This window comes from Gracilibacillus thailandensis, assembly GCF_010994055.1.
GTDB classification, from domain to species: Bacteria; Bacillota; Bacilli; order Bacillales; family Amphibacillaceae; genus Gracilibacillus; species Gracilibacillus lacisalsi.
Genome location: NZ_WJID01000035.1, coordinates 47,994 through 68,288, shown reverse-complemented (window position 1 = coordinate 68,288; position 20,295 = coordinate 47,994). Strand labels below are relative to the sequence as shown.

Genomic DNA, 20,295 nt, shown 5'->3' with positions numbered 1-20,295 from the left:
GCTTCATAGTCCTCATTGACATCTTCCATTGTATCTCTAACATAATTACTTTCTATAATGGTGCTACTACTTTCATCTACTCTTGATTGGAAGGTCTCAATATGTTTGTTCAAATTCTCATATAAATCCGTAAAGACTCCATCAAATGTTGTTAAGACAGTAAGATGAAGGTCTCTAAAATATAATTTGGCTTGATCTGCAGTTTCCCCTGAAAAAGTAGTCATATTACAGATTTTTTCTATGTCTTGTTCCACTTTTGAAAGACTATCTTTTATATCTTCAGACTTTGATTTAAACTCATCCGAGAAGTCGATCACTTCTGACAGATCAATTTTATGTCCCATGGAATATCCCTCTCTTTCCTAACGTATTGGTTGTGGACCAACAATAGGATGATTTACTGAAGCCAATTCTTCATCTTTTTCTCTCATTTGTTCACCAGTTTGTTCTAATGTAGATACATCTGCTTCTAAAATATTCTTATACTGCTCCAACAATTCCATCGCTTCTATTACATTCTCCAAATCCTTCGTGAACGGTTCAATATTCGTTTTACTGAAAGAGTTAGTTGTTGTATTTGTTTCAATATCCGCTAATGCAGTTTTTAATTTCGCTACATTAGCACGAAATACGCTCATATTAATCGAGACTTCTTTAGACATTTAGCTCAACTCCCTTTGCGCTTGAGTTATTTGCCAATTTAAAGAATTAAGTGAGTATTGCAAACTATTGATACTAGATTGATAGGATGCCTTTTCTGCTTCATATCTCCTGATGTCATCATGAATCGCCTCTTTGGCATCTTCTACTTTAGATACGTATGTTTTGACGCTATCCTTGTAGCTATCATACTTGTCTTCAAACTTATCTTCTTCGTTACCGCGCCAGCTGTTCAAATCAATCGAAAGACTATTAATGGAACTCTTTACGGATTGTAAATCTGACAAGCTGGATGATATTTCGCTTAATGCTTGACGTAATCGGGCTATTTTATCCTCCGTACTAGATATTAAAGATCGATTGGATTGTATTTGGCTTTGTACAGAACTTTTTCTCCAACGTAAGTAACTTAACGAACTCATCAATTCCTCCTCCTTATCGCGGAACTTTTATTTTAATATGTTGATGATCTCTTGCGTAATAGGCCTCATACGCCGCAGGATAGGTTTCCTTGCGAATAAATGGCTGACTGAAGACATCTTGATCACCTAGACGCATGCTAACTAAACCTACATTCGATAATTTTCGAACCACTTTCGCTGGCTTTTCGAAGCTTGTGCTAATATAACTGGAATCTCCACAAACAATAAAATGTACATCTACCTTTGGACCTTGTTCAAATAAAACCGATAGATCCTCTTCTAACAGAAGACTTCTTTCAGCAAAGTCTTTTAAATCCCTAATCATAATCATCCATTTCACACCATTATGATCACCTTTGGTGCGAGTATTAATTTCTGTTAGAATATTTCGCTTTACAACTGTGATGCCATCGTCATCAGAAATATAGGCATTCATCGTTGCTCCAACTTCTGATAAACCTTGGTCAATGGTGTCAATAAGCATTGTTTGATATGGTTCCCTCAGCAATGTCATACTCTTCGTGATCGCATTTGTCATTTTATCCAGACCATCTTTTCGATCACTGACAACTGTTAGGAAACCGTCTTTTTCCGGATCAAATCCTAGTGGTGCCACGTCTTCAAAGTCCAATCCAAGTGGTAACTGGCTTTGTTCCACCAGTTTCTTCGTTTTCTTTTTCTGCTTAAATGCTTCAAATTCAATTGCACCCTCAGGCATCATTGGAATTTCCTCTGGGAGCTCTCCATCCCAGAATGCTTCCATATCTTCTGCGATTTGTTTGATGCCCTCTATAATATCCAGAGCCTCTTCTCCCTCAGCAGGCAATACCGTTTGGAATAACGCAGGTTCATCCAGCTTCAGTATCCCCCGTCCAGGTATCTCTTCAATTTCTAGATCTGTTTTGCCGACAATGGTACGAACTTCGATTGGATCAATTAAATATAGTGACACTTGTCGCTTAATATTCGATAATATTGGCATACGCATGGCACTTTGACGTCCAGCACTAATCGCTAAGTGGATACCAATACTTGCCCCTTCACGAGCTATCTGAGTAATCAGCTTGTTAAACTCATCTCCAAAATCAGCATCTTTCACAGAGTCAAAGTTATCGATCATCAGGAATAAATTCGGGATCGTTTCGCCACTTGCCTTCTCATACATTTCCATATCTGCAACGCCATAACTACTTAATTTTCTCTTACGTTCAGAAATAGTACTAGTAAGCAGGCGAATCCATTTTTCTACTTTTTCGGTTTCATCCAGCAATATTGTATCTGCGACATGTGGTAAGTCTTTCAGTGGTAATAAACCATTGGTACCAAAATCTAATAAGTATACATGCAAATGTTCTGGATTATGCTGCTGAACAAGATCCATCAACAAGCTTTGCAAAAAGGTAGACTTTCCGTATCCCGGACTGGAAAAGACGGCAATATGCCCATCCTTGGTAAGGTTGACCGATAACGGTTTTTGTTGTTGTAATTCTGGCTGATCTAACATAGCAATTGTTGCTTCCAACTGTTTCTTAGGTTCATTCCATGCTTCCTTAAAGTCCACATCATGTAAGTCATTCGCATAGATTCGTTCAGGTAATGGCGGCAACCATGGTCTTGGCAATGGTTCAATCTGCTGTGCTTCTGTGTAGTCATGGATATGGTCAATGACCGCATCCAATTCAGTTGGTACACTCTCCACTTCTTCCTTCTTATCCAAACCACTCAAATCTTCCGTTAGGATGTCATATTGACCTAAATCATTAATCGCATAAATGGTCGTGTCTACATATTCATGATCCTCTTTATCGGCTACATAATCTGCTCCACTCCAGGCACTCTGGAATAACTCATAGATTTCATTGTTCCCAACCTGCAAATAAGCACGACCTGGCAAAGTAATTTCTGCTGCATCAGGTGTTTTTAATACTTCGTTGGAATCACTAGCATTCTGTACTTTTAATGCCAGTTTAAATTTGGAGTTAGACCAGATTTGATCGTCGACTACACCACTTGGCTTTTGAGTCGCCAAAATCAAATGGATCCCTAGTGAACGGCCAATTCTGGCTGTAGAGACTAATTCTTTCATAAAATCTGGTTGTTCCGCTTTTAATTCGGCAAACTCATCCGAAATGAGGAACAAATGCGGCATCGGCTCGCTTGCTTTTCCTTGCTTATATAATTTCTGATATTGATTAATATGATTGACGTCATGTTCGCCAAATAGACGTTGACGTTTCTGCAATTCTGCTTTGATAGAAGCTAATGCCCTCATAGATTGTGTACGATCGAGATTGGTAATCGTTCCAAGTAAATGCGGCATTTTTTTAAATAAATTAGCCATACCTCCACCTTTATAGTCAATCAAGAGGAAGGCAACTTCATAAGGATGAAAATTAACTGCAAGTGACAGAATATAGGATTGAATAATTTCGGACTTACCAGATCCAGTTGTACCTGCCACTAAACCATGTGGACCATGTGCTTTCTCATGCAGGTTAAGCTGGACAAGATCATTAATCCCTCTCAATCCTAATGGAACGGCCATTGTTTTATAGGTTTCGTTCATTACCCAACGCCCGCTAATGTTTAACTCTTCGACTTTTTCTACGCCATACATTTCAAGAAAGGTAACACTTTCTGGTATTGAATTTTTTAAACTTTGTAAATGGTTTAACGGTGCCAGACCTCGCGAAACCTCTTCTTTGTTAAATCCTTCTGGAAAATGATCTGGCACAAAATTTTTATTAACCAATTCTTCTTCTTCTAACAAAATATTTCCCGTCTTCATGTCGCGAATGTCGATAACGGTTTTGACATGTTCCGGAAGAGACTGCATGACATCTTGCACAAATACAAGAGATACCCCTAATTCACTCGGATCTTCATTAAAAAACTCCATGATGATATGATCCAAAATCAGTTTTTCATCGGTAATCAAAATAACGTAATGTGGTGTGAAAATAGTTTTTTCCTGAGAGTTCGCCTTTTCTTCTAACACTTGCTTACGCTCTTTTAAGACTTGATACATGGAATGCAGTACTTGGTCTCTAGAACGTTCATGATAGATAAATCCTCGAACATTCAGATCCTGCAAGCTTGCATGTGGCAGCCAGCGCATCCAGTCCCATTGAGGCTTTTCGTCTTCAGGAAAAATATTAATAAACTGTATATCATGATAACTATGAAACATGGAAAGCTGAATGACTAACAACTGCAATTGCTCCAACACAAGCTCACGCTGTCCAATATAACCGACAGGCCCTTTTGTCAGCGATGTTATGACCGGTACTTGAGATAGTCCTTGAAATTGTGAGCGTAAGTCTCTTGCTGCATCTACTAACTCATCTTTATCTTGAGTAAACTCTTCTTCGCGAAATTCAATTTCAAAGCTTGTATCGACATCACCTAATCCGGCACGAAAGTGAAGAAAATCATGATGATACATCGTTTTCTCATATATTCGGGCATTCACATCCAAAACTAATTTACGAATCTCCTCTACATCTGGATAATGATAGGATAGGGCATGGCGTTGTTCCTCCGTTGCATGATAGAGTTCCTTTGTTTTCCGTTCCAGATATTCACGATAAGTCTTATTTCTGTGCTTCATATCTGCTTTATACTGTTTGACACTTTTAACATATGACGTGATAGAGAAAATGATAGTTGTCACTGTCATTGCTAGCATCACAACAATAAAGACCCCTCTTGGTTGAATAAGTGACACAATGATCAACGCTATGATCATCACAAGCGGTGGTACAATCGTTCGAGCTAGCTGTTCACTCGGTTTGTTCGGTTTACCTGAAGGCTTTGCGATGGTCTTCTTCTCTTCTGGTTCCCGATAAATAATCCGAGGAGAACGATGATAATCAGGATAGTCAGGGCTAAACTGCTCCTCCTTATCCGTAAGTGGGACAAGCTTAGATGTAACACGTCTTCCTGACGGTATCACTTCGATATCTTCTTGGCGAACAATCACGGTTACTCCATCAAAGAAAAGCTGATCACCCGGCTCGACGTAGTTGTTTCCATTGGTAAATGAAAAGTTATGAAATACTACTCCGCCATGTACTTCTAATCGAAACCCTTCTTGCTCACGAAAAAGAAGCAGATCAGCCTCGACATTTTCGATTACCAGATCATCATATTCATTTTTACTTATCGAAATGTGCTGTTTTGCTGCAATATCAAACAAGTGTCGATTCTCTCTATCCGTTAAATAAAAATGAATGTTGTCACCATTTGAAAGGGATAGCTGTCGTTGTTGCTCCAATCGCTGATCATCTACAAAGCAAGATTCACCATCCCACTTCACTGAGATTGATTGATCGAGCGTCAAGAAAGTCATCGTATCCGCCCAATCATTTCCCACTGTTATATCTTTTGGTGACCCTTCAGATAATCCAGTTTTATGAAGTTGCTCACCGTAATTTACCACAAGTGTTTTCTGTACCATCTGTTCCTTCCTCTCTTCACTAAACCACATGAATATTGCTTAACCGAGTAGCTCTTATAGACAGTTTTACTCTTTTGATTTTTTCTGTCCGTAACAACGATTCTTACAGACAATTTTTCACTCAAAGTCCACGTTTTGTCCATTAGATCAGTTCCTATTGACAGTTTTTCTCATTTTGTTCTTTTTTTGTCCATAAAATTAGCTGTTATGGACAATTTTTTGCTTATTGTGCCAAGTCTGTCCGTTAGACTACGTATTATTATCTAAGACTCTTCTTCCTCCGTATTTTCTAAAGGGAGATCTTCCTCTCTTATCGGTTGTTCACTTTCTTCTGTTTCCAAATCTTCCTCAGACCCTGTTCCATTATCAAATCGGTTTTCTTCATCTTCACATAAATTATATTCTTCACAATATTGTTGTAACTCATCTTCTAAGTTACTAACCGTTTCATCACGTTCTGCTCCGCTTAAATTGGGATCATTTTTCGCTTGTTCATACTGTTGGATCAATCCATACATGATCAATTGCGGATCATCTAAATATTTTGCTTTATCCATCGCTAATTCAAAATCGCCACGACCATTGTAAATCCAATATAGTAAATAATCTTGATCACTATTTAAACTGATATTTTTCATAATCACGTTTTTATCGTTTTCTGATAATTGTTCAGAAGAAACGTATGAATAAGCAAGAATATATTTGGTTGCCCGAGGCAGATCCTCGGCATCTTCACCATTTAACGTCGTTATTACTTCACTGTAATTAGATGCTAAATATTCTTCATGAGCATCCAATAATTTATGTTGATATGGTAGGCTTACTAAGCCAATGTAAATTAGTGGCACTGCTAATAAAACGGCAATGATAATAAATGAAATGGCAAGTCTTTTAAATAACAAGAAACGTCTAGTAGGAACCAACTTCATTGTTTTTTCTGTTTTTTGTTGCTCCGCGCTAAAAGTTGTCTGTAAATAATCAATAAATTGCTCAAGATCCTCTTGTTGATGAACCTTTTTTTCAAATTCCGTGTCTTTTGCTTTTACTAATCCTCCGTTGTATAACTGATCAAATGTATATTTATTGGAGAGTAGCGCAATGCTAAAACACTTTAATTGTTTCAGAAAGTCTTGTTCCTCCATTTCAAAAGGAGGAATAATATTTCGTACACCGCGATAAATCATATGAGGTTCAAGGTTATCGTCAAACAGCAGATTATCAGGATGTATAAAAAAGGTTAAACGAGACGACAGGTACTTGTTCAATCTGGCAAGGTTACAAAGCAGACGTAATTTTTCATGCCGATGAAGCCGCTGCAAATCTTTCCACTGCTTCTTTTTTGGATCAATAAAAAAGGAAAAAGTGAAAGCATCTCCTTCTTCTTTCACTTCTAAAGGGACAAATGTTTCCTCTGGTGCCCCTGTTAACATTCGAATTTGCTGGGGATCTTTCACTCGTGTTTGTGATTTAGCTAAGCGCAGCTCCCATCTGTCATCACTAATAGTGAATGGGAGGGACAGTTTATTAAACTCAATCGTTTTTTCTCTCATTTTTAACTTGCTCCTTCTTCTATCTAGTAGCACCTTCACATAGTACAGTTATAATATCACCACTAGTCACGGGATAGTCGATTAACATATCGTCGTCAACTAGAACGAGACCTTTTGTTTTCACTTTAAAGGCAGACTTTGATTCCTTTAACTGGTCGATTTTTAATGTGTCAATGAGATCCATTAACAGTTGTTTCACTGTAATTTGAACGGGAATGCGTAAATCATAACTCCCCCCAACACCACATTCGCTAAAATCAATCGTTACATCAATATGACTATTCTTCATCCTGTACCACTCCTAGTCAGCTAATCTCTGAAACATTAGATACATGCCTCCACCAATGAGACAAGCAAGACCTACAAATCCAGTCATTAGTAATGAAGAACTTTCATTGCCCTCTTCTTCTTCCGTTGAACTTGATGCTTCAGGTGCCACATAATCCTGAGTAAACAATGCTTGCTTCGTATCATCAATCATGGTATTCGCCTCTATTTCAGTAGCAAATAAATCTTGTTCTAATTTGTCTATTGAATCCTGCTTTTCTTCTTTAATGGATGATATGACCTCTGTAGTCTCTTCTTGAAATAATTCCGGAAACCTCTTCTCTAATTCTGTCTCCCTTTTACTGCGTTCCTCTTTAGAGTCATTCTCCATGATCCGATCAATTTTCCAGTTGATTTTTCCTTTACTCTCATCGTTATCTTCTGCTGACGCAGACAAAGGCATCAGCAGAAGAAACAAACAACAAATTAAGATCATTTTGCTTATCGATTTAAGCAACATTCTCATCATCCTCTGTTACCTGACTAGATTTTCTCGTAACAACTAACAGATTGGCTAATACAGCAAGTAACGCGATCACAATTAGACCAAATACGATAAACCCGTAATCAGACGATCCTTGTACTACTCTGTTTAATAATCGTTCGACATATTGTAATGGAGAAAAATCACGCCAATCTCCTACTCCAGATAAACTGTTCGTTAAAGCATTTGTTAAGAATAGGTACATACTCAACACACCAAGTAAAAGGAACATACCGATCATCTTCAGTTGTCGTAGTAAATAAGTTGCTGTGAGAACCATGGTAAACATAATTAAAATCAGTAACCCGGTCCAAAGAATTAACTTTCCGCCACTAATTTGAAGTAAATAAGCGGACACTAAACCTAATACTAGCCCTTCTAACACTCCGACAGAAGCGATGATACCAGTGATTAAACCATTTTGGCTTACGATAGATTTTTCCTCTTCAAATTGATTCTCTGCCATTCGTTTTTGACTAATAGTTGAAATTCCATAGCCTGTAAACAAGGCAACTAGGAAACAGATCAAGACAAGGAAATAGGCTGTAAATGTATCGGCTCTTTCAACAATGACTCCTTCATTTCTTGTTTCTACCGGATTAGCCAAGAAATCATATAAGTCTTCATTTTGTCTATCGCCGATTCTGCTGTTTGCCATCACATTGGTGAAGTTATCTACAAACTCCTGATCACTCATTAATTTATTTGTCATATTGGTAGCAAGTACTTCAGCCTCTTGAATTAGATCTGAGCCACTCTGCTGAATCGTATCAGCCTGTTCATCGATTCGCTCAAATGTTTGATAAACGGTTTCTGCTTCATTGAGATTATTGGATGCTTGATCTGCAAGAGTTTGACTTTGACTAAATACCGGTTGGAACCCTTCACTAAGTGACATCACCATTTGCTGTTCTTGCTCGTTTGTATTTTGTATTTCTGACTGGCTATCTATCAAACTTAGACTTTGTTCTCTCCATTCCGTGATATTCTCTAATGTAGCCTGTAGATTTTCATTTAAAATACGGGCTGCTTCTCTTGTATTCACAACGGTAGATGCTAATTCATCAGCTTGTGCTATCGTTGTATTAATATAACGACGGTATTCTTCCATTTGTTTTTCATAGTTCGCTAAAGGCTCTCTTATTTCTTCCGTTACATCAGCAATTACTTGATCTGCAATATAATCTGTCAGTAATTCTCCAACATCTTTATTAAACAGTGCGTATAATGATTGATCTGATGCCAGCTCTGTTAAGCTTTCATCCTGATCTACACTAGCACAATCTTTAGAATCAGGGTCTACATCATTACAGGCCAAATCTAAGCCAAAGTATGCTTCATAAGATGCTAATAATCTTTGATATGGTGCAATAGTATCTTCAACAGCACGGATTAAATCTTCTGTAGCATCATCAATCACTGGTGTTTTAACGGTATGACGAATATAATGATGATCTATTTCTACTATTTCAATTTCTTTCTGCTCTTCCTCGTTTTCATTAGGATTTTCTTCTTCATCATTGTTTTCACCGTCTTCACCTGGGGTTTCTTCCTCTTCACCAGTTGAGCCATCATCTTCTACTGGATCTTCTTCACTTCCTTCTTCAGATCCATCATTCTCCCCTGGATTTTCTCCATCTTGATTGGATTCATCACTGTCTTCTCCAGTATTCTCATCTGATTGATCGTGCTCGTTTTCGCCGTCATTTGAATTACTTGAATCTTCTTGATTATTATTCTGATCATCATTACCTGGTCCATCATCCTGGTCAGTTGATGAATCTGTCTCAGTATCCTCGTCTGTTTCTCCCGTATCATCTACCGGTTGAGCAACAGTATAACTAGCAACTATTTGAGTAGGTTCTTCCGTCATAGGTTCTTCTTCTTCAGCTTCATCATCTTGTTCCAATTGTTCAGCATCTTCTTCATCAATTTGATATAACTCCCACTTCCATCGCTTCATGTCATATACATCTAACGGTTGATCCAGATAATCATCTTTTAATCGAAGTGTTAACGTTACCGTGAATTTTCCGTTCTGATAGGTAGGTAATTCGATTTCGTCATTTTCCTGATAATTATAAATTGTATGGTCTTCCCCATCTGGAAGTTGGATTGATAGTCTGCTAATGGCAAAGCCTTCCGGAATATCGGTAACCTTAAATTCTCTCAGTGGCTTTTCCGACTCCGGTAATATGACAGTATCTTTCAGTTCTACACCATTTATATTTAAATCTTCTTTTAACGCTTGAATATGTTCCGGTAATATCAAATCACGATTAACCGGATAGACTTCGTTAAATTCATCATTATATTTTTTTGTTACTTTCATGACATTTTGTATTTCTTTAATCATTTCCGGGGAAAGATCACTTTCTTCTAATGCTTCTTCGTCCAGAGAAGGTAATTGCGCAATTTGATCTTCCACCCTATCTAGCAATCTATCTTGTTGTGAAGCTAACAATGCTGTCACTTGATCATTTCCATCAAACGCTTCGTCGATAAACGTCGCTAAGCGTTCTTTAACGTTACTATTTATCGCCACTATATCAAAGTTCTCTTGTTCTTCCTCAATTGATTGTAATGCGGTATTCAAACGATTTTGTAACCCTCTAGTGTGAAATGCAAGATTTTCAAGAGGATCCTCTTGATTTTCATTATTTAGTTGAAATTGTGCATTAATGTAATCATTAGTATCTTGAAGGTTTTTAAGTTGGCTGTTGACATCGCCATTATCTAAACCATTCTGAAAGCCATTTAATTGTTCTGCAAAGTCATTGTGTATCGCACTATTGGATTGTTGTGTTTCTTCTACATCTTGAATATTAGATTGATAGTCTTCAAAGCTACCTAATTGTTCCACTAAGTTTTCTTCGTATGAATTCAATGTATTTTCAAAACCACCAAAAGAATCTTTAGAGACTTCTGTATTATCTTTTATCATGGTGAATTGGTTGGTATAACTGGATAATGGATTATGAACTGCATTATTATAGGTATAGGTTAGTTCTTCATATTCTTCTACAAAATTCGCAACATTATCCTGAGCTTCCTGCAGGTTACCAATTACACTTGCAAAATAAACATCTATAATTCGACGGTTAAAATCGTTTAATATGTTACTTGCTGTTTCCTCTGCTTGAGCTCGAACAGCCTCACTGTCTGAAGCATTGATTTTATAATTTAATACCACTTGTTCCGGAGACTCTGAATCAATTGATAATGCTTTTTCGGTAAAATCTTTCGGAATCACAATCATCATGTCATATGTATTTCGTTCTAATCCACTCTCCGCGACACCGCGACTAACAACAAACCATTCGTGGTTATTCTGGTTAATGCTTTGGACAAATGCATCACCAAAACCTAATTCCACTCCATCAAACGTTGCGCCATCATCTTCGTTGACAAGGGCAATCGACATTCTATCTTCTTGTATATCTACATCTTGAGAAGTGGTGTCACGATCTAGTGACACATAAGATAAACCTATTATTAATGTTAGAATCAGCACCAAAAAAATGGACAGCTGTAAGATTTTTTTCTTCATGTTTTGACATCTCCTACCTATTATTTCGATAATAAAGATACTTTACGTAAGCACCATAATATATTTTAAAAAACGTATATATGAAGGAAATAATGACATAAGGGGATATAATTAAAAAGGCAGTATGAGGAGCTACACGCTAGTAATTATCGTGTAGCTCATGACCTAAAATCATAAAACTAATTCCTTCGACAAATACACTTAGTTATCTAAGACCAAAATTTTGAGAAAGTGCTTCGTCTTGTTCCTGAACTGCCTGAGCTGTACTTTTCAATTGAGTTTGAATCTCTAATAAAAGTTGTGAAAAGTTTTCAACCTTTGGAACTAACTCAAGGAATTGTTCGTCAAAGCGTTCAAATGAACGACCTTCCCATTCTCCACGTAGTTGTTCTTGTAAATTTCTCAATTTACTTAATACTTCGTTGATTTGATCTGAACCTTGACCATATACTTCTGCTCGTGATTTTAGTTCCTCAGGCGTCATACGAATTTGTCCTGCCATTTTCTTCATCTCCCTTTTTAAAAAGATAGGTGAAAGCTAAGTACTTTCTGATTATTAGATTAGAAGATTCTAACATTTAAAGTCAACAGATAATCCCATAATATTACAAAAACAGAACAATATACCTAATCCATGATTAAGTCGACAAAACATTGATGTTTTTCACTAAAAAACTAGCCTTTTTGACAAAATACAACATATTTTGATTTTTTTCGTTCCCTTCATTTTTACATTTTAAGGAAACTGTTAAATCGAATGTTTTAGAATACTTTGAATTAAGGATTTTTTAATGGATATATTATCCTATTTATCTTTTAAACTTATCTCTTTTTAAATTTATGAATTGGAAGCAATTTATCTATGAATGGATATAAAGTGTCAGTGATCATTAACGTTAACTTTCCGCACTACCTATATATATTTAGAAATTACTAGAAAGAAATGGGGCTAATAGTTCGAAAAAAAATTTACAGAGATGGTCCATTTGAAATGTAATTTTCATCCGGGGTGAAAATGGAAATAGTGAGTTATCCCTCCCCACGGTTTTATGTATCCAGGCGAGGGAAGCATCATATTCCGAAGAAATATTAAGCTAAGATGGAGCAGTTTTATAACTCGTTTAATGCAACGACTTCACCGTTTATTGCATGAATTCCATAATGACAATCAAACGCCCCACATAAGAGGTATTGATTTTCTTTCCTATCAAATACATAACATGGCTTCAATTGAAATTCCTTTTTTAATTTGTTATATGCATCAACTTTGGTTACCCTTACTTCTCCGAGCTTTTGAAAGGAATCAAACATTTCCTCGATATCCTGTGTGTCCATAAAATGGACGACTTGACTAGTTGTTGTATCGATAACAAGAAGCAACTTCGTTTGAAACACAAGGTTCGTTTGGCTTTCTAATTTCAGTAACGCATGAAGATAGCCATTTTTCCGCGAAAGTGTATGTAATCTCCATTTGCCAGTATCATCTGGGTATACTTTTCGTAAAAAATCAATGACAGCTTGTACAGATTCTTTCTCTTCTTCGGGACTGATTGGAACAGCATCAGGAGACGGCTCTTGTGCAAATGCTTGTTCTGTTGTAATTTCTTGATTCCAATCAATCTCTTTCCTTTCAAAAGCTTCGTCAAGTGGTGTTTGCCAATCCAGTATTTGATTCACATCTACGAAAGCCCCTCTGTCATCCATCCTTTGAAAAGGAATGATTGACCTGTTTTCATTTGTAATATAAGACTCCTCAACCGCATAAACAGGAATTAAACATTCCTTTTCGAAGGAGGGAAAGTATACTAACTGCAACTGTTCTTTTGCGATTTCTTCCATTTTTTGCAGTGAGAGTGTATACTTTTCTTCATTTACTAGTGCTTTTGAAGGGAAATTGCCATGAACAGTAAACGAAGTAAGTTGGCCTTTACTATCCCATTCAACATCTATGAAACCTCCAGGTGAAACAGCAATACCATCGATACATTCTTCAAACAAAAGTCTATTTTCCTCTTCCTTTTTCAATTGAAAATGTTTGCCATATGTTAATCTTGTTTCTTTTTCGATCCAGTTTGTAATGATATTGATGTCCAAATCGTCAAATGTTACACCATTGTCTGCATATGTTTTTCCTCCTACAAAAATGGCACTATTAAATTGTTGAGTATGTATATCCATTTCAATAACAGCTGTGCCTTCTGGATTTAATTCATCATCCTCATCTACAGTCACTTGATCTGGAAACCATTCCATGCTTAAAATATATTTCGTTTCATTAAAAATAGTAAGGTTTCGTTCAATACTATATCGTTTTAAATAATAATTACCTAGTCCAAATTTCGTTTTTGTCAACTCTATTAATTTTTTGATTCTTTCATCCATATGGTTAACCCTCCATTTCACTCCATATTCTCTCTACTTCTGTTAAACTATTATTATCATCAAAAGTTAGTCTATAGATGTCCGGTTTTGAGGTACTTTTCCAAAAATCATATCCATAACGCTTATCAAAATAGTTTATAATAATTGTCATGATGTTTCCATGTGTCCCTATCACTATATTCTTTCCTTTGTTTTCTTTAATCAATTGCAAAATAGTAGGAATTGCACGTCTTTGAGCCTGTAGGATAGATTCTCCACCTTCTAAGCAAAATGCTTTATTGTTAAAAGATTGCTCGATTGCCATTAATAGTTCTTGTTCAGGAAGTCTATATTCTAATCCTTTAATTGGTCTTTCCTTTAATGTTTCGTACTCTTTAATGATTAATGCTTTGTAAGTGGCAAGTCCTTGAACAGTTTGAATTGCCCTTGTATACGGACTTGAAACAATTGCTGCTATATCTATATCCTTTAACAATGCCGTTACTTTCCTAGCAGCTATTTGTCCTTCTCGCGATAAACCGCGGCTCTTCCCCTAATTTGAAAGGAGATGCTGCGTGACGTACCATATATAAGACTGTTGTCAACATGTTTCCTCCTCTCATTTGAAATAATACCATATAATTACTTTTCATTCATTTTAAAATTGTTGGAAGTATACCTCTATGATGATAATATTTGGTATATAATTATTACTATAATGAAATAGATAAAACTATATTACATAAATAAGGGAGATGCAGAATAATGGAGTCATCCGACCGGTTTTTAAAGTTTCTTGGTGGTAAAAATATCTTTTATATTTTAACTTTCTTCATTCTAATTGGGATTACAATTTTCATTTATTCGAAGGTTTCTTTTATCTTTTACCCACTGAAGGTTATTTTTTCTACACTGGCACCACCAGTTATTTTAGCCTTTATTGCCTACTATCTATTGAACCCGATCGTAGATTTGTTAGAGCGGATTCGTATTCCGAGAATTTGGGGCATTATTATTCTGATTCTCGGTATTAGTGGAGCATTAACAGGTATTATTTTATTAACCGCACCTGCTATTGAAGCACAGGTAAAAGGTTTAGTAGAGAACTTTCCAAACTATTTAAGTCAACTTGGAGATAGCATGACGACATGGATTCAAAACTCTTTCTTAGGACCATATTATGATGATGGTTACAACTGGCTGATGGAAAGATTAGGAGAACTTCCAGAAATAATCGGAAATTATTTAACTACTGGGTTTCAAGGGATACAAAATATTGCAAATACCATAACCACTACTGTTGTATCCATTATAACCTTTCCATTCGTATTATTTTTCCTGTTAAAGGATGGGAAGAAGTTCAAACAATTTTGTATAAAACTATTTCCACCGAAGTTTCGTGATGATATGAAGCAAATTTTATCTAATATGGATACCCAAGTAGGTTCCTATATCCAAGGTCAAATCATTGTTGCATCTGTAATTGGTATCTTGCTATTTATTGGATATCTCATCATCGGCCTTGATTACGCATTTACGTTAGCAATTGTTGCAGCTGTTACGAGTGTTGTGCCTTATTTAGGTCCAACCATTGCCATCATTCCAGCCATTATTATTGCGATTGTCGGTTCACCATTTATGTTATTAAAGCTAGCTATTGTATGGATTGCAGTACAATTTCTAGAAGGTAATTTCGTATCACCTAATGTTATGGGAAGAACGATGAAGGTTCATCCATTAACCATTATTCTCGTTCTACTCATTGCCGGAAATTTATTCGGTATCCTCGGAGTGATTCTCGGAATTCCTGGCTATGCGATTGTGAAAGTTATCGTAACCTATCTGTTCCACAAATTCAAAAAACGATATAACAAATATTTTGGAGATGACCGTGGACATTATGAAATCGAAGAATGATCAAAGCATCTGTTTTCTTTGTAATGAAAACAGATGCTTTTCCCATTCTTAACGGTATCTATCATGAATGGGATTAAACAAATCTTCATCACTATTCCTAACGATTGAAAAATTGTCTACATTATAATGACCATGAAGTGTTTCATTATGATGCTGGATGATTTGTTGTGCAGCCAAGTGTTGGGATTCAGATGTAGAGTGTCCATCACCAACTAGTGTTACGTCAAAGCGATTGATTGTTGCCGTTCTAACAGCTGTATCAATGCAATGCTCCGTCTTACACCCCATTAGCACAAGATGTTCTACGTTGGCATGATGTAAATGTTCTTTTAATGGAGTACCATAAAATGAATTAGTAGCTTCTTTGTCAAATATCACTGCCGTGGTTGGCACGTTTATATCTTTGTGTATCTGAAACCCTGGACCTTCACCACTGGCAACATCTAAATCTCTTATAAAAACAATTGGGATTCTCTCATCTAACGCTTTTTGAATAACTGTATTAATATTTGTAATGATTCGTTCTTTATCAAACACACCTTGTTCTTCCGTACTTCCTTCCATTAAGTCTTGCTGAGCATCGATTACCAATAACGTTTGCTTCAATATTTCTCCTCCTTTGATATTACTAGTTAACTAATTGATAAAGCGAATATGCTTTATTTGCGTTTTTATTCTATCTAGCTTTTTTTTGAATTTGTTTCTGTTGTCAGGGAGTAATTCAATGTTTGATTGGGAAGCAATAGTTTCTGCTACACGTTCAATCGACATATAATCAGTGTCTATCCGGTGTTGAAAAATATCATTGGCTAAACCTTTAATACATCTATCTATCTGTTGTTCAGCCCATGAATCTTTTCTTTCACCTCTTTTTCTTAATCTTTTCTTCAACGTTTCTTCTGATGCCCATAATACAAAATCATGTACTGTGACACCATCATTTCTTAGTCTGCCTATGATTTCTTCAAAATACTGCGGATTTACAATAGTCATTGGAGCAATAATCACTCCGTCATACTCACTATCTAAGTATTTTAAAGTAGTATAATTTAGCTCGCGCCAAATACTGTAATCCTGAAAATCCTTTTTGCATATATTCTTAGGTATATTCTTATTTAGAAAAAAACCGACGTTTTCTGGGTCATACACAAAAGAATGAGGAATTCTTCTATGTAATTCATATGATGTTTGCGTTTTTCCTGCCCCGAATGCTCCATTTAGCCAAATAATCAATTAAACCACCTATTTTCCTGTAGAAATAGTGAATATATTAAATTAATGAAGTCGCTAAAAAAGAGGCAATGTTCTATTTATTTCATTATTAATTTTCATCTGCTCTTTTTTTTACCAAAATAATTCCAAACATAATAAACAATCCAGAATACAATTACAGACAATAACGCTAATGGCTTTAATTTTGGAGGTAAATAGATTGCAAGAATAATCGAAGTTATTAAAAACGGTGGCATAAGTATCCAATAACGCTTGTTTTTGAAGTCTTTAAACATAATATTTCCACCTTTAACTCCTAAATAATAAAAACTCTTTTATACAATCAAAAAATAAATAGCTACTGAAATAAGCACTGGTACTAGTGCCCCCTTGACTTTACTTTTCTTCCAGACATCTAACGTACAGGTAACACCACCCACAACCAAGATGACAATTCCCATATATTTGATAAAATGAATCCCAAAAAGATTTCCAACAGACGTGACAAAGTGGCCAATCAAAAGAAAACCTACCGTAAAAATAGATTGAGGAGATGTTAAATCTTGCTTGGCAGAAGCCCTATCCTCTGAATCCATTCTTATATAAGCACTTATAACCATAATAGTCGGTGTTCCCCACATAATAAGGAACGTGATTAATGAATCATAATCTATTTCCAAATCTATCACACCCTGTCAACCTAATCTCTCGAAAAATCATTCTCCAATAATTGTAACTCATCAGAAAAGGTTTTAACACCTAAAATTCCCATAATTTACTACATATACTTTTTTGTTTTAAACTAGAGGAAGCGACGACAAAGGAGGTAATCAAATTTGAATGTTAACGAATTTCAAGATTGGGTAAAGGAACATTATGATCAAAGGGGGTGGACAGATTTAGATATTTTCATACGTATTGGTTTCTTAGCTGAAGAAACAGGAGAAGTCGCTAGAGCTATAAGAGCTTTGGAAATTGGCAGGGATAGACCAGATGAATCGCCAGGAACCATGTCACAGCACAAGCAAGAATTAACAGAAGAACTTGGTGATGTTATTGGTAATATCATCGTGATTGCCAACAAATACGAAATTCCACTCGAAACAATTTTTCAATCTCACCGCGATAAATTAGATAAACGTTTTAATTCAAATAAGTAATGATTCTGGCAAACTATTTATATGGTACAAGGCTTTCTTTTTACTTTGCTAGACAAATATGAGCTGTTGAAGATTTCATCAGCTCATATTAAAGAATGAGATTTTTTAATCTTCACTAAAGCTTGCAAATACACCAATTATCAAACCTAATAACATTATTAGTAGTCCGATTATAGTTAGGTGAAGTGAGAGAAAACCACCAAATATAGTTAGATGAATACCGAATAATTGTGTCTGAACAATAGTCGGTTTTTTGAACTACCCCCACTTAACCTCCTTTCAGGATGTTTGAAGTGGGGGATTCTTGGGAACAGAGCGTACTTATTAGTTTATTTCTTCCCTAACAGTGGTTTCTCTTCTTTACCAAGCTATCCCCGTAGTCCCTACGGTTTTCTATTATACTATATATTGCATGGTGGATACATCATTTTAGGGGAAGAAACTCATACTCTAGCTAGCTTTCAATTATAGTAATGGCACTCGAACAATCGGACAATGGAGATGGCTAAAGCCATCCCCTGTCCGAAGGCGATTCATCTCCCACCTACGCATTTTCATTCCTTGAGGTGGGAGTCTTCTCGCCTATTGCTGATAAAAATCTTTTTTAACTTTTTCTAAATCAAAGGGATTGTCTCTTCCCTCGTAAAACTCAAGAACTGACGGTTTGGAAAGCCATTTTGCTAATTGGTAGCTATCTTCTTTTTCTATTTTCCGAACTTTTAACTTTTTATTTTGAAATAACACTTATACTTCTCCCCCCCGAATCAAGTTACTTCCCTTTTAAAATAAAATACCATTCCATTAACTCCTGACAGTTCCCATCCTTCTCGACCTAGTGCATTTAATTTGTCAGTCATTACTTCACTGAAATTAGTATTAGCCTTCAATTGAATTTGAATGTCTTCAACTCGATATTCGTATTGATTCACTTACCTTCCACTCCTTTCAAAGTTTAAATTCCTCCAAAGAACAACCGCTGTAATTACCATCCAGAAATAGACCGCACCATAAAGTATTCTCTGCAAAAGTCCACCTGGAAGACTGATGAATGGAGGTTGATAAAATAGAAGTATTAGTGAACATGTGGTAACTACGGTACAAATACAAGTAAAAATGGCTAATGAGGGCTTTTCGTTTCGAATTGCAATACTTATTAGTACTAATGCAGGAATTTGAACAATCATACCTGGCATGGAACCAAGCGTATGCCAAAGAAAATTTATATCAGCAGGAATAATGCCGGAAATGTTATAGCTAAGTCCAAAGATTACCAATAATACGGTAGCTATGCTTGTCTTCTTATTATCTGGCCAAAATTGATGTAAAGCTATAGCGCCAACAAATATCACAATGCCTGTAACCGCAAATGTCCAATTCATTAACAAATGGTATGGCGAACAAATTTCATACGGTGCGAGTGGATAGGTATTCGTTCCACATGATGTAACACCTAAATCACTCATCGGTTGGTCGAGAGAATGATATGGTGCAGTAGTTGCTTGAATAACGATATACTCAAATATGAAATACAAACTTAATGATATCCAACTGACAAAACCAATTCTCGCAATGATTGTGCGTTGATTCCGTAATAGCAAAACTATAAGAAACGAGATAACGGTTAGTGCAGCCATCCAAATGTAAGATGTATACATTACATCCCTCCCAATTATATTCTTAAAATCATTTTAGCATATAATTCCAATTCACTCTCATTAAAATAAAAAGATTGCCACGCTCGGCAATCCTTTTATTAATGATACCTAAACCAAACAAACCATCTATCCTCTTTATTTTTCGCTAAAAAAATTTGACCTTCTAAAGCACTGGCACTTAACCCTTCCCATTTAAGAAAGTACAACCTGACTAACCATGATTTATCCGCAACTTCTTGGCTGCAAAAGTTTTTAGCCATCTCATAATATATTCCCTCCTGTTCACGACCAATCGTCTCTAGAAAAGGGAGAGCTGTTCTTAACTCCCATTCAGAGTACATATGCCCATATTCACCTTCAACGTAAGTTTGATCAACAATCTGTTTTAATTTTTTAAGAAGATCATCCTTATCTTTGATCGTTGTTTCCTGTAGATTTTCTAATTTGGGACATGCAACTTCAGATTGAGCATATAATTGGTGTGGTACAAGAATGAAAATCCCCAAAGATATTAGTGCTACTATTTTTTTCATCACTT

Annotated in this window: 21 protein-coding genes; 2 read left to right on the top strand and 19 right to left on the bottom strand. The window is 36.0% G+C overall.

Annotated features, from left to right (window positions below):
* From GH715_RS11830 to GH715_RS11780, 11 genes are all read right to left on the bottom strand, one after another.
* Positions 1 to 344: T7SS effector LXG polymorphic toxin (locus tag GH715_RS11830; RefSeq protein ID WP_240469386.1), on the bottom strand; the 344-nt coding region annotated here is incomplete at its 3' end.
* An 18-nt stretch (positions 345 to 362) separates the two neighbouring features.
* Positions 363 to 662, bottom strand: a complete 300-nt coding sequence (locus GH715_RS11825) for a TIGR04197 family type VII secretion effector (RefSeq protein WP_153835414.1) — start codon at positions 660 to 662, stop codon at positions 363 to 365.
* Positions 663 to 1,082, bottom strand: a complete 420-nt coding sequence (locus tag GH715_RS11820; protein ID WP_018932440.1) for a YwqH-like family protein — start codon at positions 1,080 to 1,082, stop codon at positions 663 to 665.
* 13 nt (positions 1,083 to 1,095) lie between these two features.
* Entirely contained in the window at positions 1,096 to 5,541 is a 4,446-nt protein-coding gene (essC, locus tag GH715_RS11815) for a type VII secretion protein EssC (RefSeq protein WP_153835415.1), read from the bottom strand.
* A 263-nt stretch (positions 5,542 to 5,804) separates the two neighbouring features.
* Entirely contained in the window at positions 5,805 to 7,091 is a 1,287-nt protein-coding gene (gene essB, locus GH715_RS11810; protein ID WP_153835416.1) for a type VII secretion protein EssB, read from the bottom strand.
* A gap of 19 nt (positions 7,092 to 7,110) precedes the next feature.
* Entirely contained in the window at positions 7,111 to 7,380 is a 270-nt protein-coding gene (locus GH715_RS11805) for an EsaB/YukD family protein (RefSeq protein ID WP_018932437.1), read from the bottom strand.
* 12 nt (positions 7,381 to 7,392) lie between these two features.
* Positions 7,393 to 7,854 carry a type VII secretion protein EssA gene (gene essA, locus GH715_RS11800; RefSeq protein ID WP_276208111.1) on the bottom strand — a complete coding sequence of 154 codons (462 nt, stop codon included), beginning with the start codon at positions 7,852 to 7,854 and terminating at the stop codon, positions 7,393 to 7,395.
* A gap of 13 nt (positions 7,855 to 7,867) precedes the next feature.
* Complete coding sequence (gene esaA / locus GH715_RS11795) at positions 7,868 to 11,452, bottom strand: type VII secretion protein EsaA (protein WP_153835418.1); 3,585 nt, start codon at positions 11,450 to 11,452, stop codon at positions 7,868 to 7,870.
* Positions 11,453 to 11,657: 205 nt separating this feature from the next.
* Positions 11,658 to 11,954 carry a WXG100 family type VII secretion target gene (locus GH715_RS11790; protein ID WP_018932434.1) on the bottom strand — a complete coding sequence of 99 codons (297 nt, stop codon included), beginning with the start codon at positions 11,952 to 11,954 and terminating at the stop codon, positions 11,658 to 11,660.
* 608 nt (positions 11,955 to 12,562) lie between these two features.
* Positions 12,563 to 13,834, bottom strand: a complete 1,272-nt coding sequence (locus tag GH715_RS11785; protein WP_153835419.1) for a hypothetical protein — start codon at positions 13,832 to 13,834, stop codon at positions 12,563 to 12,565.
* 4 nt (positions 13,835 to 13,838) lie between these two features.
* Positions 13,839 to 14,309, bottom strand: coding sequence for a histidine phosphatase family protein (locus GH715_RS11780; protein WP_228760296.1), 471 nt, complete (start codon positions 14,307 to 14,309; stop codon positions 13,839 to 13,841).
* Between the two features lie 269 nt (positions 14,310 to 14,578).
* Between GH715_RS11780 and GH715_RS11775 the strand changes: the two genes are divergently transcribed.
* The gene (locus tag GH715_RS11775; RefSeq protein ID WP_153835420.1) at positions 14,579 to 15,730 is read left to right on the top strand and encodes an AI-2E family transporter; all 1,152 of its coding nucleotides are present in this window, start codon (positions 14,579 to 14,581) and stop codon (positions 15,728 to 15,730) included.
* A gap of 48 nt (positions 15,731 to 15,778) precedes the next feature.
* On the opposite strand, the gene GH715_RS11770 is transcribed toward GH715_RS11775, so the two are convergent.
* The 4 genes from GH715_RS11770 to GH715_RS11755 form a co-directional block, all read right to left on the bottom strand.
* The gene (locus GH715_RS11770) at positions 15,779 to 16,336 is read right to left on the bottom strand and encodes an isochorismatase family protein (protein ID WP_153835421.1); all 558 of its coding nucleotides are present in this window, start codon (positions 16,334 to 16,336) and stop codon (positions 15,779 to 15,781) included.
* 30 nt (positions 16,337 to 16,366) lie between these two features.
* Positions 16,367 to 16,963, bottom strand: coding sequence for an AAA family ATPase (locus GH715_RS11765; protein WP_153835422.1), 597 nt, complete (start codon positions 16,961 to 16,963; stop codon positions 16,367 to 16,369).
* A 95-nt stretch (positions 16,964 to 17,058) separates the two neighbouring features.
* Positions 17,059 to 17,238 carry a hypothetical protein gene (locus GH715_RS11760; protein WP_153835423.1) on the bottom strand — a complete coding sequence of 60 codons (180 nt, stop codon included), beginning with the start codon at positions 17,236 to 17,238 and terminating at the stop codon, positions 17,059 to 17,061.
* A gap of 39 nt (positions 17,239 to 17,277) precedes the next feature.
* Positions 17,278 to 17,631, bottom strand: coding sequence for a hypothetical protein (locus GH715_RS11755; RefSeq protein ID WP_240469384.1), 354 nt, complete (start codon positions 17,629 to 17,631; stop codon positions 17,278 to 17,280).
* 147 nt (positions 17,632 to 17,778) lie between these two features.
* On the opposite strand from GH715_RS11755, the gene GH715_RS11750 reads away from it, so the two are divergent.
* On the top strand, positions 17,779 to 18,102 hold the full coding sequence (locus GH715_RS11750; protein WP_153835425.1) for a MazG nucleotide pyrophosphohydrolase domain-containing protein: 324 nt from the start codon (positions 17,779 to 17,781) through the stop codon (positions 18,100 to 18,102).
* Between the two features lie 582 nt (positions 18,103 to 18,684).
* Here the strand turns inward: GH715_RS11750 and GH715_RS11745 are convergent.
* The 4 genes from GH715_RS11745 to GH715_RS11730 form a co-directional block, all read right to left on the bottom strand.
* Entirely contained in the window at positions 18,685 to 18,846 is a 162-nt protein-coding gene (locus GH715_RS11745) for a hypothetical protein (RefSeq protein ID WP_228760297.1), read from the bottom strand.
* A 20-nt stretch (positions 18,847 to 18,866) separates the two neighbouring features.
* Positions 18,867 to 19,031, bottom strand: a complete 165-nt coding sequence (locus GH715_RS11740) for a DUF4177 domain-containing protein (protein ID WP_163578622.1) — start codon at positions 19,029 to 19,031, stop codon at positions 18,867 to 18,869.
* Positions 19,032 to 19,757 (bottom strand): DUF998 domain-containing protein, encoded by a 726-nt coding sequence (locus GH715_RS11735; RefSeq protein WP_153835426.1) that lies wholly within the window; start codon positions 19,755 to 19,757, stop codon positions 19,032 to 19,034.
* 98 nt (positions 19,758 to 19,855) lie between these two features.
* Positions 19,856 to 20,290: a hypothetical protein gene (locus GH715_RS11730; protein ID WP_153835427.1), complete on the bottom strand. Its 435-nt coding sequence runs from the start codon at positions 20,288 to 20,290 to the stop codon at positions 19,856 to 19,858.
* Between the last annotated feature and the right edge of the window lie 5 nt (positions 20,291 to 20,295).